Origin of the sequence: Furfurilactobacillus milii (assembly GCF_009864005.1) — a bacterium.
In the GTDB taxonomy this organism is placed as follows: domain Bacteria; phylum Bacillota; class Bacilli; order Lactobacillales; family Lactobacillaceae; genus Furfurilactobacillus; species Furfurilactobacillus rossiae_B.
Map to the genome: position 1 here is coordinate 35,526 of NZ_WEZQ01000020.1, position 16,747 is coordinate 52,272.

General features: G+C 44.1%; 15 protein-coding genes and 1 other annotated feature. Of the genes, 2 read left to right on the forward strand and 13 right to left on the reverse strand.

All coding sequences use genetic code 11. From position 1 onward, the window contains the following. Positions 1-29: 29 nt before the first annotated feature. Positions 30-866: a Cof-type HAD-IIB family hydrolase gene (locus GB993_RS11230; RefSeq protein ID WP_161004365.1), complete on the forward strand. Its 837-nt coding sequence runs from the start codon at positions 30-32 to the stop codon at positions 864-866. A 334-nt stretch (positions 867-1,200) separates the two neighbouring features. Here GB993_RS11230 and budA read toward each other — a convergent pair whose 3' ends face one another. The 3 genes from budA to codA all read right to left on the reverse strand — a co-directional run bounded on the left by budA (position 1,201) and on the right by codA (position 5,140). Then, positions 1,201-1,917 (reverse strand): acetolactate decarboxylase, encoded by a 717-nt coding sequence (gene budA, locus GB993_RS11235; protein ID WP_161004366.1) that lies wholly within the window; start codon positions 1,915-1,917, stop codon positions 1,201-1,203. A 33-nt stretch (positions 1,918-1,950) separates the two neighbouring features. Continuing rightward, positions 1,951-3,630, reverse strand: a complete 1,680-nt coding sequence (alsS, locus tag GB993_RS11240) for an acetolactate synthase AlsS (RefSeq protein ID WP_161004367.1) — start codon at positions 3,628-3,630, stop codon at positions 1,951-1,953. Positions 3,631-3,904: 274 nt separating this feature from the next. Beyond that, positions 3,905-5,140, reverse strand: a complete 1,236-nt coding sequence (gene codA / locus GB993_RS11245; protein ID WP_161004368.1) for a cytosine deaminase — start codon at positions 5,138-5,140, stop codon at positions 3,905-3,907. A gap of 226 nt (positions 5,141-5,366) precedes the next feature. Here codA and gnd point away from each other — a divergent pair, with 226 nt between their 5' ends. Beyond that, entirely contained in the window at positions 5,367-6,266 is a 900-nt protein-coding gene (gnd, locus tag GB993_RS11250; RefSeq protein WP_161000942.1) for a phosphogluconate dehydrogenase (NAD(+)-dependent, decarboxylating), read from the forward strand. A gap of 479 nt (positions 6,267-6,745) precedes the next feature. Here the strand turns inward: gnd and GB993_RS11255 are convergent, their stop codons facing one another. From GB993_RS11255 to GB993_RS11300, 10 genes are all read right to left on the reverse strand, one after another. After that, positions 6,746-7,231, reverse strand: coding sequence for a universal stress protein (locus tag GB993_RS11255; protein ID WP_162854122.1), 486 nt, complete (start codon positions 7,229-7,231; stop codon positions 6,746-6,748). A 63-nt stretch (positions 7,232-7,294) separates the two neighbouring features. Beyond that, positions 7,295-7,954, reverse strand: coding sequence for a hypothetical protein (locus tag GB993_RS11260; RefSeq protein WP_161004369.1), 660 nt, complete (start codon positions 7,952-7,954; stop codon positions 7,295-7,297). Between the two features lie 272 nt (positions 7,955-8,226). After that, positions 8,227-8,934, reverse strand: a complete 708-nt coding sequence (locus GB993_RS11265; RefSeq protein ID WP_161004370.1) for a hypothetical protein — start codon at positions 8,932-8,934, stop codon at positions 8,227-8,229. A gap of 33 nt (positions 8,935-8,967) precedes the next feature. Further along, positions 8,968-9,495 carry an HdeD family acid-resistance protein gene (locus GB993_RS11270; protein ID WP_161004371.1) on the reverse strand — a complete coding sequence of 176 codons (528 nt, stop codon included), beginning with the start codon at positions 9,493-9,495 and terminating at the stop codon, positions 8,968-8,970. 301 nt (positions 9,496-9,796) lie between these two features. Beyond that, the gene (locus GB993_RS11275) at positions 9,797-10,495 is read right to left on the reverse strand and encodes a methionine ABC transporter permease (protein ID WP_017262840.1); all 699 of its coding nucleotides are present in this window, start codon (positions 10,493-10,495) and stop codon (positions 9,797-9,799) included. Positions 10,496-10,497: 2 nt separating this feature from the next. Beyond that, positions 10,498-11,616 (reverse strand): methionine ABC transporter ATP-binding protein, encoded by a 1,119-nt coding sequence (locus tag GB993_RS11280; protein WP_161004372.1) that lies wholly within the window; start codon positions 11,614-11,616, stop codon positions 10,498-10,500. Positions 11,617-11,728: 112 nt separating this feature from the next. Next, positions 11,729-12,547, reverse strand: coding sequence for a MetQ/NlpA family ABC transporter substrate-binding protein (locus GB993_RS11285; RefSeq protein WP_026017229.1), 819 nt, complete (start codon positions 12,545-12,547; stop codon positions 11,729-11,731). 142 nt (positions 12,548-12,689) lie between these two features. Next, positions 12,690-12,961 (reverse strand) — a binding site (T-box leader). 135 nt (positions 12,962-13,096) lie between these two features. Continuing rightward, positions 13,097-14,086, reverse strand: coding sequence for an aldo/keto reductase (locus GB993_RS11290; protein WP_017262837.1), 990 nt, complete (start codon positions 14,084-14,086; stop codon positions 13,097-13,099). 268 nt (positions 14,087-14,354) lie between these two features. After that, positions 14,355-15,341 carry a ribose-phosphate diphosphokinase gene (locus GB993_RS11295; RefSeq protein WP_161004373.1) on the reverse strand — a complete coding sequence of 329 codons (987 nt, stop codon included), beginning with the start codon at positions 15,339-15,341 and terminating at the stop codon, positions 14,355-14,357. Positions 15,342-15,467: 126 nt separating this feature from the next. Continuing rightward, positions 15,468-16,742: an MFS transporter gene (locus GB993_RS11300; RefSeq protein WP_161004374.1), complete on the reverse strand. Its 1,275-nt coding sequence runs from the start codon at positions 16,740-16,742 to the stop codon at positions 15,468-15,470. Positions 16,743-16,747 lie beyond the last annotated feature (5 nt).

Consider the following 16,747-nt stretch of genomic DNA (forward strand, 5'->3'; position numbering starts at 1 on the left):
AATATCTTATTGAATAGGAGTTTCCCAATATGACCATCAAGCTCATTGCCGTTGACATGGACGGCACCTTTCTAAATGACGAAAATGACTACAATCGTGCTCGATTTGCACAACAATTCCGCCAGTTAAGTGCAAAGGGCATTCATTTTGCCGCGGCCAGCGGTTCACAATTTCAACGACTTGTTGATCAGTTTCTACCTTTCAAAGATCAAATGGATTTCATCTCAGATAATGGCGCGATTGTACATGCTCGCGATGCATTATTATTTGCCAGTGAAATCCCTCATCAGTTAGTTAATCAAACCTTGGCGGTACTGAAACAGCATTACCCACAGCCAATGGCACTTACGACATTATCTGGCGTTAACCGCGCGTACGTGGATAGCGAAACGCCAGAACCAATTTTCCAATTGATCAAACGATACTATAATTCACTGATTCGTTTGGACCACCTTTTTGATGTCGATCCTGCGACTCTGGATGATCAACTGGTTAAAATCGCTGTTAGTTTCGATCAAACGGTTAACACCGAGGCAGTGATTCCAGAAATGATCAATCAACTTCAACCTGGTTTATCTGCCATGAATTCTGGCTTTAACACTGAAGATATTGGTGTTTCCGGAGTATCAAAAGAAACTGGTTTACAGCATTTACAAGAACGTTACGGTATTCAAAATGATGAGATCATGACGTTTGGTGATAATGAGAATGATCTCGACATGTTAACGATGACACCGCACGGGTATGCCATGGCCAACGCTCATGCTGATGTGCTGGCAAAGGCACCGCATCGGACAGACTCTAACAATGATGAAGGGGTTCTTAATGTCATCGATCAATTACTTTCCGGCTCACTGGACGTTTAGCTTCATTTCATTAAGGAACTTGATAATGCCATAATGCCGTTACGTTGTTGCGAAACGCCGTTTCCTGAGGACCGGTCTCAACCCGCGTAAAACGCGGTTTTCCACCTTGATTATGAGCCGAAAACCACGTCTCATAAGTCATCCCGCAACACTAAATGGGTAAAACCGCCCCATTAAGTGTTGCCGACACGGAACTCTGTTTCGCCACAACTTCACTCCATCGACCTTTTAGCTTCAAGATTTTAAAAGCTATTCTAGAGCAAACAAAGCGACGTTGAATTACCCATGAAAGTGGGAATTCAGCGTCGCTTTTCTTCAACAAATTCTAAGAGCACTATTTTTCTGCTTCATTGATAGCATCATTTAAACCGGATAATTCGATGTCAGCTTTCATAAAGTCAGCATTATCTGTCGGCAAATGTAACATCAAGTTTGGTAATACTTGCGCGGTCACCTCGCCTGTCATGACGGTGAAATCAAGCAGGTGACCGGCAAATTGATGGTCGTCGCTGATAAAATGCAAGTGAAAGCCGCCGACAGTCGCACCCGCATACAATGCTGGGGCAAAGTAACCAACAACAGTTCCCTGAACATTTTCTCGCGTAAATTCCGGCTGAGCGGCAGTCGCCGTCGTCAGCGGTGGATACGGTTTGGTTTGCTTAGGTGCCACCCGTACGTGTACTCGGTTAAAGATACCAGTCATCACAATGCCCGCAAAGGCATTTTTCAAACCAGCTGTCGTTTGTAACCAGGTCGTAAATGCTGGCATTGTCATGGCCGCCAATGGCGTCTTAGGCAATTGATTATCAAACGTATGGACTGAAGCGAATGGCATCGTCGCATCACCATTGACCGTGTTGACTGAACCATCAGCCGCAGCTTGAAAGGCCTGTCCGTCAACAATGACTACTTCACCATCCAGACCGGCTAGTGTGCCAATGCCTGTATCACCATGGTTTAGCAGTTCTTTCGTTGTGATTGTGCCGTCGAACAGCCCTGGAACTAACAGTGCCAAGGTTCCGTGCTGAAATAACGTTTCCGTATCTTTCATTAACCTAAACTCCCTTTGTGCTATCAATGTTTTCTAGAATTGATCTGGCAACAGCGTCTTGCCAAGCTCTTGATTATGTGAGTAATCAACGGGCACATCAACAATTACCGGTCCCTTAGTCGCAAAGGCTTGGTCCAGCACTTTGTTCAAATCAGTTGGCTTGTTAACCCGTAATCCCGTTGCACCAAAGGCCTCAGCGTACTTAACATAGTCAACGTGGCCAAAATCAACCGCCGCATCTACACCATATTTCATTTCTTCCTGGAACTTCACCATATCATAGTGACCGTCATTCCAGATAATGTGCACAATGTTGAGCCCTAAGCGAACCGCCGTTTCTAACTCCTGACCGGAGAATAAAAAACCGGCGTCGCCTGAAACAGAAACAGCCTGATGATTTGGTCGTACCAGTGCCGCAGCGATTGCCCATGGTAAGGCAACACCTAATGTTTGCATCCCGTTGCTGAACAACAGATGCCGCGGTTCATAACTGCGGAAATGACGCGCCATCCAAATGTAATGGCTCCCCACATCAACACTCACAGTCATATCATCGGTAACGTGATCCTGCAGAGCTGCCACGAGCGCTAATGGCTGCACAGTTGCGTCTTCATCACTTGCTTCGAAGTTTTGATCCCGCGTCGTTAATTCTTCATGAAATTCAGCTAACGTCTGTTTGGCAGCGGCGCTGGGCTGATACCCTTTGATTGCTGGTTGTAAGATGGCCAACGTCTGGGCAATGTCGCCCACTAGCTGTGTTTCCGGTTGAAAGTGTTGATCCAACTGAGCTGCTGTCGCATCGATCGTCACGATGCGAGCCTGCTTCTCAGCGTTCCAATTACGCGGTTCGTATTCAACCGCATCATAACCAATGGCAATTACTAAATCGGCCTGTTTTAGCAAACGATCGCCTGGCTGATTCCGGAATAACCCAACACGACCAAAGTAGTGGTCGGCTTCCAAATCGCGAGAAATAATTCCGGCACCCTGGAACGTTTCAACCACAGGAATGTTGGCAACTGTCACGAGATGGCGAATCGCACTGGTAACTTCTGGTGAAGAAGCCCGCATGCCAGCCAAAATAACGGGCAATTTTGCACTACGAATTTCCTGGGCCAGTAAACTAATATCGGCAGGACTTGCCGGTCCCAAAACGGGCGCCTGCAATGGTTCTAACGCTGGGCTGGTAACTTCGGCATCATCCACATCCTGTGGCAAAGAAACAAAGCTCGCTCCTTGTTTGCCGGCAGTCGCAGATTCAAACGCATTAGCCAACACTTCTGAAATATTTTCTGGATCTTGAATTTCCGCAGAAAATTTCGTAATTGGCTTAAACAAGGCCGCATTAGCCATACTTTGGTGAGTCAGCCGTAGTAAGTCCTTACGTGGAACCTGTCCACCAATGGCCACTACGGGATCGCCTTCAGCTGTTGCAGTGACTAAACCAGTTGCTAAATTGCTAGCTCCTGGTCCTGAAGTAACTGCAACTACCCCTGGTTCGCCTGTAAGTCGGCCAATCCCCGCCGCAATAAAGGCCGCGTTTTGCTCATGTCGTGCGACAACCAGCTTAGGCGATTGTGGATCAGTTGGATGAGCCAAACGCTCAAATAAACGGTCAATCTTAGCACCAGGAATACCAAAGACATACTTCACATTATGGTTAATCAAACTTTCAACAACGGCATCAGCGCCGTAACGCGTTTCTTCAGTCATGAATAATCTCCTTAATTAATCCGTGACGTAGCGACCGTCTTTCAGTCAGCAAATACGTTCACTTGTGAAAAAATCATGATTTCAGCGTACCACACTTTTCACAAATGATTAAATATTTTGTGATAAAAAGGCATCTTCTTTATTGAGGCTGCCTTTGTTTGACACCATCGTATTTAGATGACGTTTCCAAATGATAAACGCTAGTCTATTTCACAAGTGGAAATTCCGTTTGTGAATTTAATAGCTGTATTCATCACTTTCAAAATTCACAAACTCAAAAATTCAGTTTAGTAACTTTAGGCGTTGTCTGTGCAATGACACGACCGCCACGGATTGAATACAACACTTCTGAATGTTCATTAAGTACGTTGTAGAAATCACTGTTGTTATAAACAATACAGTTACCAGGCTTGCCGACCTCGATGCCGTAATGGTCAGTAATATGCAGCGCCTTAGCAGCATGGCTGGTCACAAATTGATATGACCCATTAATCTCGTCATAGCCCATTAAATGACCAACATGAAGGCCCATTGAAACAGGATCTAGCATATTGCCATTCCCCATTGGATACCACGGATCACGAACATCGTCTTCACCGAAAGCAACATTAATACCATCTTCGTTAAGTTCTTTGACCCGCGTCATCCCACGACGTTTAGGATAAGTATCAAAACGCCCACCTAGATTGGTGTTTACTAACGGGTTCGCAATCATATTAATGTCTGCCATCCGTAGCAAACGGAATAATTTATAAGCATACGCATTGTTGTAAGAGCCGAGTGCAGTTGTGTGGCTAGCAGTAACCCGATCAGACAGCCCAGTTTCGTATGCAATCGTTGCCAAAGTCTCCAAGTGACGGGATGCGGGATCGTCAATTTCATCACAGTGAACGTCAATCAGGCGGTCATACTTTTGAGCTAAGTTACCAATAAAATGTAACGATTCGATCCCATATTCACGAGTGAACTCGAAGTGAGGAATACCGCCAATGACGTCTGCCCCCAGCTTAACGGCCTCTTCCATTAACTGTTTACCACGAGGAAACGACAAAATGCCTTCTTGTGGAAAGGCAACCAGTTGCAGTTCTACCTCATCAGCCATCTCTTTTTTAACTTCCAAGAGCGCTTTTAAGGCGGTGAAAGAAGGATCAGTTACATCGACGTGTGAACGCACAATCTGAATCCCATTGGCAATCTGCTTGCGCAAGGTCTCCTTTGCCCGTTCCTTAACATCTTCAATCGTTAACGTTTTCTTTCGCTCCGACCAAATGCGAATACCATCAAACAATGTACCAGATTGATTCCATTCAGGATCTCCAGCTGTTTGGGTAGCGTCCAAATGAACATGTGGATCAATCAATGGTGGCAATAATAATTTGCCGGTTGCGTCAATCACCTGCTCGTTATCTTTAGGCGTTAAATGCTGATCAATTGCTTTAAAAACACCGTCTTCAATTCGAACATCTTGTAAATCGCTCTGATTGTTGATGTGAACCTGCTGAATAAGCATTAGTTGTAACCTCCATGTGTCAGTGATATGTAAACGTCTTCAATCTCGGTTTAGCGTAATGCTAATAAGTTTTGAATGCAAGCAAAACTATGATACAAACGGATTTGAAGCACTTTTCGAAAACAATTTGAAACCTTTTTTCAAAAGTTTATCTTGATATTTGTAAATGATTTTCATATAATCAACATGTGCAACAGACAATTTATTTTAAAAGAGGAGCTTTCTAATGAAATTAGGGTTAATCGGTTTAGGCAAAATGGGTCTGAACTTAGCAGAAAACATGATGGATCATGAAAACGAAGTTGTTGGTTTTGACTTAAACAAGGACTTTGTTAACCAAGCAGTAACCGCTGGTGCTGAAGGTGCCGACTCACTTGCTGACATGGTTGCCAAATTACCATCACCAAAAGTCGTATGGGTTATGGTTCCAGCCGGCAAGCCAACTGAGTCGACGATTGACCAACTGTTAGACTTACTTGACGAAGGTGACTTCATCATCGACGGTGGTAACTCCTTCTGGAAGGACTCTGTTGCAGATGCTCAAAAGGCTGAAGAAAAAGGCATCAAGTTCTTCGACTGTGGTACTTCTGGTGGTCAATCTGGCGCCCGTCACGACGGTAACTTCATGATTGGTGGAAACGATGCCGCTGCCTTTAAAACACTCGAACCTTTGTATGAAGGTATCGCCCAAAAAGATGGTTACCTTTACACTGGTAAAGCTGGTTCAGGTCACTACCTCAAGATGGTTCATAACGGGATTGAATACGGTATGATGGAAGCCATCGGTGAAGGCTTCGATGTGCTTGAACACAGTGCGTTTGACTACGATAACGAATCCGTTGCCCGTCTTTGGAACAGCGGTTCAGTTGTTCGTTCATGGCTGATGGAATTGGCTCAAGATGCCTTTGCTAACGACGCCAAGTTAGACAACATCAAGGGTACTATGCACTCATCTGGTGAAGGTAAGTGGACTCTTGAAGAAGCTATGAACCAACAAGTAGCAACCCCTGTTATCGCTATGTCACTATTGATGCGTTACCGTTCAATGGAAAACGATACCTTTACTGGTAAAGTTGTTTCTTCATTGCGTAACGGCTTCGGTGGTCACGCGGTTGATAAAGCTTAATTTAATAAATTTTTTCTATCGGATGATGCCCTCTTGGGTGTCATCCTTTTTCTTTGCTTATACCAAACTGAGTTAACTTCCTCGAGTATGGCAAGTCAGCATACCGCGTACTGCCGTTGCGCTGATAATGACTAATTAGGACTCTGTTATGTCGATACGGTTTTCTAATAATACTAGCCGCAAAATTTGCCGATACGTGAGCGGAGAGCGTCAATAGTGGCACCGAGTCGTGAGAGTGGTGTTAATGAGGTGGTTTTCCGAATTTACACCACGGACGGTCACCGAGACTCGGTTTTTGCGAGGCTTTGTGGCGAGGTGAAAGACTCCGATTTTCAGGAGGCTCGAACCGGTCCCACGACGAGCGTGTCACTATTGACAACCGTAAGCGCCATTTACAGTTCTACATTAATGCCAGCAATTAATAGAACTAAAAAAGCTGCACCTCATTGTGGGGTACAGCAAAACAAAATTGAATTTAATTAGCGAACCACCAGCACGGACACTGGTGAATATTTGGCCACATAAGCCGCTTGGCTACCAAAGTACTTGGCAACCCCTTGACGAGACAATGAGCCGACAATTACAAGGTCTGGATCAACTTGTGGGATGACCTGCTTGACGATTGTTTCACCAGGATCACCTTCAGCGATCAACGTTTTAACAGACTTAACCCCTGAATTTTCGGCGACCCGATGATATTTATCTAATCGTTCTTGAATCGTCTTTCGTTGTTGATCCAACATTTCCTTGCTTAACGCAGTAAAAACATTAACATCCTGTTCTTCAAGGATACTAACAATAACCAGCTCGGATTTATCTTCCTTCGCCTGTTTGACCGCGTACTGGTAAGCTAGTTGTGCATCCGGAGAATCATCAACACCAACAAGCACACGCTTGTAGTCGTAAACCTTCCCCTTTATGATGTCATCCTCACTTTGTACTTTCTTGTGTTCACTTTTTGCCATGTTAAACAACTCCTTCACAGATAATTGTAACCGCTAACACTGCAATAAAGCTAGTCTAAACGACTAATGATTTTCAATCGGCTTAATATAAGCTTGAGCTGTTGCTAAGGTATTCGCCGATGACTGTTTCATTGAAACGGTCACTTTATTCTTCAATCCAGTTAACCGCTTGTGCTTTGCATCAACCCGGTATTGCAAAGGCTGACCATCTTTCGCAAAGATAAGTTGGCTCTTAAAGGCCTCACCACTGCGGTGATAGTTGGACGCTGCATGTTTCTTGTAGTCCGCCTCAGTCTTATAAACAGCAGTTGCCGTCGACTTCGGCACTAAGGTTAACACGTCGCCCCTTTGTGTTACTTTCCCATCCGTCACTTGTTCTTGAATACCGTTCATACTTAACGAAGTGGTCACACGCTGTCTAAATTGATGGTCTTTTGTAAAGACGACCAGCAGCGTATTATTCAACATCTGCTTTTTGCCTAGTGTACTTTGCCGTTTGTAAGACCCTTGATAACCAAGATCTTGCCAAAATGTAGCCTGTGCTTTGCTACTCTGTTTTTGGGTGGCCACCTTTGCGACTGAATGATGATGTGCTTCCGCCTTCGCAGGTTGGCTCGCAACGCTGATGGTCATTAAACTGGCCATCACCGCTAATGCAGCGATTTTAATTTTACTGATGTAACGTTTTCCCCCACTTGGTGCAGATTGGTGCTGTGTACTCATACGTTATTTGTCCCTCATTTCAAAGTTTCGATGACAATCTGGCACCACGTGCTTACCAGTTGTCATCCCCTTAACTGATTATCGAGTACTATTATCGCAAACATTTGTGCAAATTTCAGAAAAATTTAAGTAATCTAATGTCTATATGGCCCTTTTGATGTTTCTGACAATATAGAGAATCCGATGTAATCAAGGTGTCTACCGTTTTCGAAACAAGAAATTACAAAATCATAACAATTTATTCCTAGCTGCGCAAAAAACTGCTCAAGTAATTATTGGGCAGTTTTTTCTTGCATATATTTAACGGCATCAGCCAGTTTTGTAAATTGTTTAGTTTGGCCAGCATTTAATTTATGGGCTCGCTGGTACACCCGCTTAGTTGGCGTAAAGTGTGTATGTGTTTTTACTTTGCGACTTGCACTCGCATACGCATCCTCCAATTTTTGATACGTCGCCTGACTACTCGTTGCATCGATATTAAGCCGCTTTTGGTCACTAGCCTGCAAATGATCGATGTAAACGCCTGCCTGCGGTTTAACAACTTTCATCGTCTGATTGATCGCAATAACATTGTCCTGCTTGTTAGTGGCCAATTGCTTAGCATATGTGCGTTCAAAATCACCAAGTGGTAATTGATAGATAGCTAACGCAATATTGTTAGGCTTAGCCTTTTTCTTATTGTTGCTATCAAACTGGTAATGAGCCACCGTTACCACCACTGCAGAACGGCCAAAACTCATTGAAGTAATGGTTGCCTGCTTGTGCGAGAACGAAGCTACCCCGTGTGCTGTGACCGTTTTACCCTTATACGTCAACGGTTGGGCGGCATCAACCAATTCATAATTCGTTGTTGTCATATTTTTATACAGCACAGTGCCACCAACCGCCGCAACTGCAATCACAACAGCAGCGACAATGGCACTGATCAACCATACGAGGCCCCGATTATGAACCGGAGCGTTTGTCTCTGTTTGCTTCATTACCCAAGGTCCCCTTTATTGCGCTAATTTTTTCTAGAAAGCCCGCATAATGTGAAGAACTCCCTCAATGAAGAAGTAGATGCCAATCAGTGTAGCTAGGGTTAGTGCAGCTACCACTGGCTTTAGTAATAATAAAATACCCACGATAAGACCGAGTACATCTAAGCCGATGCTGACCCAGAAATACCGTTTGTCAAACGAACGCATTAACCCTGACGTAATCAAACCGGTCAATGAATCAACAATGAACCATATTGCAAAGAAAATTGGTAATAAGCGCATTCCGATGCCTAAATGAAAGATTAAAAATGCCCCAATTACAATGTCTAAAATTCCCATAAACAACAACCACACAGGAGAACGCCCCAGAAGCCGCCGGACGTCATCATGGAACCATACCTCATAAATACCTCTGAGTAATGCAACGGCCCCAAAAATGGCCACCAATGCCATTAAACTCGATGCGGGATCCACAAGAGCAATTCCCGCTGCAATGATAAATAATACGCCAAGAATGAAACTATACCAGTCAAAGGACCGACGGGTGGAATTCCAATTCATGTCATCATCCCTATCTTTACAAAATTTTGATTCACGTTCATTACGCTATCTGTGTTCAGTCTAACACTCGCATCATGACCGACCAACAGTTGCGCCCCATTCATCAACAAAAATTAGTTAATGTCATATCCGCATCATTTTGCGAAGAAGGATAAACAAAAAAACATCCTATCCCCGAACTGGGAAATAGAATGCTTTCAAAAAACGAGGATTGTGCTCAAGACTTTAAATGACGAGGCCATTTCGCATTGTGCACCCAAAGTCGTAACGAAATCACTGCCATTTGTTCGTAAAATTCAAATTAACGGTGGTCAGTTTTACGAGCCCACAAATCACCTAAGATTTGGATAATAAACACGATAGCTAGAATGATAATCATCGCCATGATGGTGATGTCATTTTCAAAACGGTCATACCCGATGCTAATCGCAGTATTCCCAAGGCCACCACCACCAATGGCACCAGCCATTGCAGTAAGTCCGATCAAACTAATAACGGTGACAACCGATGTTCGAATTAAATCAGGTAGTGCTTCACGTAAATAAACACGAAAAATAATTTGCATTGGTGAAGCACCGACCGCTTCCGCAGCTTCAATAATGCCACGATCAACATCGACTAGGGCATTTTGAACTTGACGTGCATAGAATGGTGCGGTGCCGATTGTCAAAGGCACTAAAGCGGCGGTAGTACCAATTGAGGTACCCACGAGCAACCGCGTGAATGGTGCGATAACGGCTAATAAGATGATAAAAGGAATGGATCGGAAGATGTTTACCAGTTTATCCAAAATCCAGTATGTCGTCCGGTTTGCCAGAATGCCACCTGGAGCTGTAACTACTAACGCAATACCGATAATAATTCCAAGAATGCCGGCAATTATTCCGGAGACCAGCGTCATGTAAATTGTTTCCCACGTTGATTGGATGAAGACGTCCTTATTAGCCACAACGTTTGGCATAATGGATGTCCAAAAATCCGTTGCTAAAATAGTTGTCATGCTTATGCCTCCCCTTCGTCGTTGGTGTCTGCTTCAGCAGCCTTGCGTGCGAGTTCCGCCTGATATTCCGCGACACTGATTTGCCGAACAGTCACGCCCTGTTCTTTCACGTAAGCCAATGCCTTATCTACGGCATCGCCTTCTCCACTTAATACCAAGCCCAAATTACCAACTGGCGTATTTTGTAGAATCTCGACATTCCCGAACAAAATATTTGGCGTAACTTTAAATTGCTCATACAGTTGGGCTATCAGGGGATCATCAGTCGATGCACCCGCATAGGAAAGTACGACCAGTCTCTCGTTTGCTTGTAAGTGCTGGATACTTGGCTGAGCAACAACGTTTGCCAAGGCAGCATCAATCTGAGAGGACGTTTCGATAAATTCTTTCGTCAGTTGCTGAGTTGGTTTGGAGAAGATCGTCAGCAAGTCGCCTCGTTCAACGATTTCGCCACTCTGCATGACGGCCACTTTGTTACAGATGGATTTAACTGCCTGCATTTCGTGGGTAATCAACACAACCGTCAATCCTAACTTTTCATTCAAATTTTTCAGCAAATCAAGAATTGATGACGTTGTTTTAGGGTCTAGTGCTGACGTCGCTTCGTCAGAGATCAAAATTTCCGGATCATTTGCCAATGCCCGGGCGATTGCCACCCGCTGTTTTTGGCCACCAGATAACTGGGCCGGATAATCATTTTTCTTTTCAGATAGGCCAACTAAGTCCAAGAGTTCATCTACCTTAGCTTGCTTGTCATGCCGACTCAATTTAGAACCCAACAATAGTGGAAACATGACGTTGTCACCGATGGTCCGCTCATTCATCAGGTTGAAGTGCTGGAAGATCATGCCAATCTTTGTCCGTGCTTGACGCAGCGCCTTTCCCTTTAAGGCACCCATATTCTGACCACTAACGGTCACCTTGCCAGATGTTTGCCGTTGTAATTGGTTAATCACCCGCACGAGTGTACTTTTACCCGCGCCAGAATAGCCAACGATCCCGTAAATGTCACCCTTGGCGACTTCCAGGTCAACATTTTTAACGGCCCGCACAGTGCGGTCAGCCTCCTTAAACGTTACATCAATGCCCTTTAAATCAATAATCGGTGCGTTTGCTGCCATAATGGTTGTTCCTTTCCTAATTCGGATTCAATGCAAATACTTAAAATATTCTATGTATGCAAACATGAACTGTAAAAGCAGTCCATGCTTGTCTTAAATAATACAAAGGAAGTTACTTAATGTCCAAATTCCATGCTGGCTTTTCAGTACCTTTGAAGTCCTTGTTGATGATATCAGCAATCTTCTTGGTTTGGTAAGCCTTAACAATTTCTTTGACGGCTTTCTTGTTCTTGTCAGCCTTACGGGACACGATAATGTTGATGTAAGGTTTAACATTCTTGTCGATTTTTTCTGCGTAAACGGCGTGCTTGATGTTCAACTTAGCGTCAACAGCGTAAGTATTGTTGACAACTGCGGCCGTGGCAGAGTCGAGCGAACGTGGTGTTTGGTCAGCAGCCACCGCCGTAATCTTCAAATGCTTTGGATTTGAGGTAACGTCCTTAGGCGTTGGTAACTTAGCATTGTCTAATTTAATCAAACCAGCGTTCTTTAATAAGTTTAAGGCACGACCTTCATTAGTTGCATCGTTAGGGATCACAATCTGATCACCCTTCTTAAATTCAGAAACCTTCTTAAGCTTTTTTGAGAATAATCCAAGTGGTGCAACAGCTGTTTTACCAACCGGTGTCAAATCTGCTTTGTGCGCCTTGTTCCACTGGTCTAGGAAGTAATAATGCTGAAAGGCGTTTAGGTCAATCTGCTTATCATTCAACGCTTGGTTTGGTTGAGTGTAATCAGTGAAGGTAACGATTTTTAGGTTAATGCCCTTCTTCTTAACATCCTGAGCGATTGGCTTCCAGATCTTTTCATCGTCGGTGCCAACAATACCAACTTTAACTGTTGTCGTCTTAGCCGAACTAGACTTGCCACAACCCGCTAATACCAAACCTAACGCAAGTACAGATGCAGTCCCTAACAAAATACGACGAATTCTTTTATTCATGTTAATTTACCCCTTTTTTCATCCATTTAGATGTCATTAATATCGACTCATTTTTAATTTGCCGACTTCACATAACCCTTCACTGACAAAGCTGAACTCCAGCAACGAAAAAAGCCCGCCTCTAATAAAAATTAGAAGCGAGCTTATCGCGTTACCATTCTAGTTCGAACTGAATTTACATTCAGCTCCTCATCAACCGACACCTAGAAAGGGTCTAGAATTCCTAAGTAGCGGTGTGCGCGGTAATGGGCGCCAAGTCATTATCACCTTACCGACAGTAGCTGCCGGTTCGACGATACCAATCGCAGGCCATTTTCATCCTAACTTGACTCACCCGCTCTCAGCAAACGCAGGCTTTCTGTACAGTTTCGTTAAAACTACTTTCCTGTTCAAATTGTTTTTCGGTCATGTGAAATTGTTATTAGATTACCGCACAAAAAATCGCTTGTCAACGATTATTGTAAGAAAATAATGAGATTCGCCACGCCGTTCTCATAATTATTTTTATATTCATGAATAAAAGCGTGTGGAATCCCTTTAACGATTTAAGATACTTTCAATTCGTTCAAGCTCATCTGTCGTGAAGGTCAGGTTGTTAACTGCCTTGATGTTGCCCAACAAGTGGTCAACATGTGAAGCCCCAATGACCACACTCGTGACCACATCATCATGCAACAACCACGCCAAGGCCATCTGTGCCAAAGTTTGTCCACGGTCGGACGCCAAGCTGTTCAGATCATTTAACTTGCTAACCACTTTGTCAGTACCTTGTTTCAAAGACAGCTTATTGCTCCAGTGAATTGGCATATCTTCGGGGATTCCCTGTAGATAACGATCAGTTAGCAGACCTTCTGCTAGTGGTCCGTATGCCACCAATCCTAGTTTGTTTTCCTTCAGTACGTTTAGCAAACCATCGTCTTCCACAGCACGATTAATCATGTTGTAGCTGCTTTGGTTAACAACAAATGGCGTGTGGTGTTCCTTGAACAACTTAGTTATTGCTGCTGTTTGATCGGCAGTAAAGTTTGACACACCAACGTATAAAGCCTTACCCTGCTTAACCATCAGGTCCAATGTTTCAACTTGTTCTTCGAGCGAGGTGTGTGGGTCGAAACGGTGCATATAAAAGACATCGACATAATCCAAATGCATCCGGGTTAATGATAACTCCAGTGCATTCATCAATGTCTTACGCGATGAAAACTCGCCGTATGGTCCAGGCCACATATGAAAACCAGCTTTTGTCGTTATGACCAATTCATTACGATATGGCTTCAGGTCCTGTTCGTAAACTTTACCGAACGTCTCTTCGGCGCTCCCGTTGCTAGGGCCATAATTTGACGCGTTATCGAAACTGAAAATGCCGTTGTCAAACGCCTTCAACATTACCTCACGACTATTTGCGTAAGGTTGTTCGTCTCCCAGATTCCGCCACAGGCCAAAACTGACCGCTGGCAACATAAAGCCAGTGTCAGCAACCCTGCGAACGGGCATGTTTGCGTACCGTTCTTCGTTTGCTTGATACATATCAATTAACTCCTCTCAATCTACGCTTACAAGCCTCATTTTAACGTAAAATGCGGTCAAAAACGAACTTGTCTTGCTTGCGGCGCGGGGTTGGCGCCGCTTTTTGTTAGTGGTATATAAGTTAAAGTAAGAATTTGTTTGTTAAATTAATGCATAATCTATATTTAGAAAGAGTGTCATTGCCCCTCTTTTGTAGATACAAAAAAATCGTGCATTCTGTTCGAATACCACGATTTTTTGATTTATTTTAAATAAGATATCAATTGGTCTATCTTAATTTAACATCCGGATTTTGCTTACTAATAAACAATTCATCGACCGGCTGATTGTTGTGAATCCGTAAAATAGCCTCACCAATTAAATCAGCTACCGAAATGACGGCCAACTTATCAAACTGCTTTTCAGCGGGGACTGCAATCGAATCCGTGACAATCACCTTAGTTAACTTTGATTGTTCCAATGATTCCGTTGCACGACCAGAAAAGACAGCATGAGTCGCTACCGCATACACATCCTTGGCCCCACTGGATTTAAGAATATCTGCCGAGACTGTCATGCGATCCGCTGTATCAATCATGTCATCAATAATAACGGCAGTTTTACCCTTTACATCACCAATCACTGAGTCTGGCTCCGGATCAAATTCATCCTCTGAACGGTTATCAATGATTGCAATCGGTGCCTTTAATAGCTCAGCAAAGTTACGCGCCCGTGAAACACCAGCATGATCAGGGGCAACCACAACAATGTTATCCAGTAAGTCGTTGGTGTAAAAGTACTTAGCTAATAGCGGTGCACCCAGCAAATGATCGACAGGAATGTTGAAGAACCCCTGAACCTGATCGGCATGCAAATCTAAAGTCAACACACGGTCGACACCGTCAATTTGAAGAAAATTGGCCACTAACTTGGCTGTAATTGGTTCGCGGGGACGTGCTTTACGATCTGCCCGTGCATACCCATAGTAAGGCAGCACCACATTGATTTCACCGGCACTCGCACGCCGCAACGCATCAACCATAATCATCACTTGCATGAACGAACTGTTCACGGGATCACTAATCGATTGGATGACATAAACTTCATCCCCACGAACACTTTCATCAATGGTAATCGCAATTTCACCATCAGCAAACGTACTGATGGTAGTTGGACTCAGCGGAATATTAATAGACGCTGCGATTTTTTCTGCCAACGGCCGATTGGTGTTCAGTGAAAACAACTTAATGTTGCCGTTAGACTTTTCTTCACTCATGACTGCCTCCACAAATTCATTTCAATAGTCCTATTATCGCAAGTAAGCCCGTGAATGACAAGGAAAACCCAATTAAAACCGGTTAACTTGCGAACATTTGTCACCCACCAGCACTGCCGGAATCTTTTACTTGATTGGCATTTGCTCACGACTAGCTAAAGTGTGGTTAAACCACCAGGCAATCCCAACCAGCAAGATGCCCGTAATCATAAATAACCACTTGATTGCCACCACATCCGCTAATGGACCAAAGAACAACATTGCAATCGGATAAATCCCAGCCGAAACAATCTGAAAAATGGAAAAGACGCGGCCCATCATGTTTGACGGCACGGTTTCTTGAATCAAGATATTGCTCGTCGCCTGAATAATTGGCATCGCAATGCCGCTGATGAACATGAAAAACAGATAGACCGCAAATGGTTCTGGAATGCCCATCGCAAAGAACGCTACCCCACTAACGGCCAGTGCCACTGCAATAACAGGCACTTTATGATTAATTTGTTGATGGCTACTGATCCAAATGCCGCCAATGGTGGCGCCTGCCGTCCACAGCAACTCGTTAAGCGTCAATAACATCACCCGGCTACCAAATGTTTGTTTCACAAATAATGTTGATAACTGCGAACTGGGCGCCACCATGATAAACGCTAATGCAATGAGGATCATAAACCAACGCATAAAACTGTGATTGAAGGTAAATTTCAACCCACCGCCAATTTGACTCAACGTCGACGTAACCGCACCAGCCGTTGCCTTTTGTTGATCAAGTACAACCGGGTCAACTTTGATTAGTGCCAGTAATAACAGACCAACTCCGGCCGTCACCACATCCACGATAAAAATAAAGATAATCCCGAGTTTTCCTAAAATCAAACCAGAAACAATCGGTGTGATGAGCAATAATACCGCATTGATCAGCTGGTTCAGTCCATTCATACGCGTTAGCTGTTTACGCGGCGTCAATTGCGGTAACAACGCATTGCCAACAGGCATCTCCACTCCCGTTCCCATCGAACGAACAGCGGCGATTAGTAGCAAGAGCCATAAATCACGCCAGCCAAAATAAAACATCAGTGCGATGCCCAGCGTCACAACGGTGACCATCCCCGTCGCCCACATAAGCAGGTTCCGGCGATTAGACCGGTCAGCCCACACGCCAGCCCATAGTGACACTAAAATTTGTGGCAAACTTTGCGCCAGTGTGGCCAACATCATCCATGTTCCAGATGACGTTTTGAGCGCAATGTACCATAAAATCGCAAAAAAGACCGATGAAGAACCGAATAAGAAAAAATTCTGAGCGGCCAAAAACAGTCCTGTATTCCGCTGCCAGTGTTTCTCAATCGCAGCATTTACAAGACTAGTCGACACATTTGAAGCACTGTTTGACGAAGCCATCATTC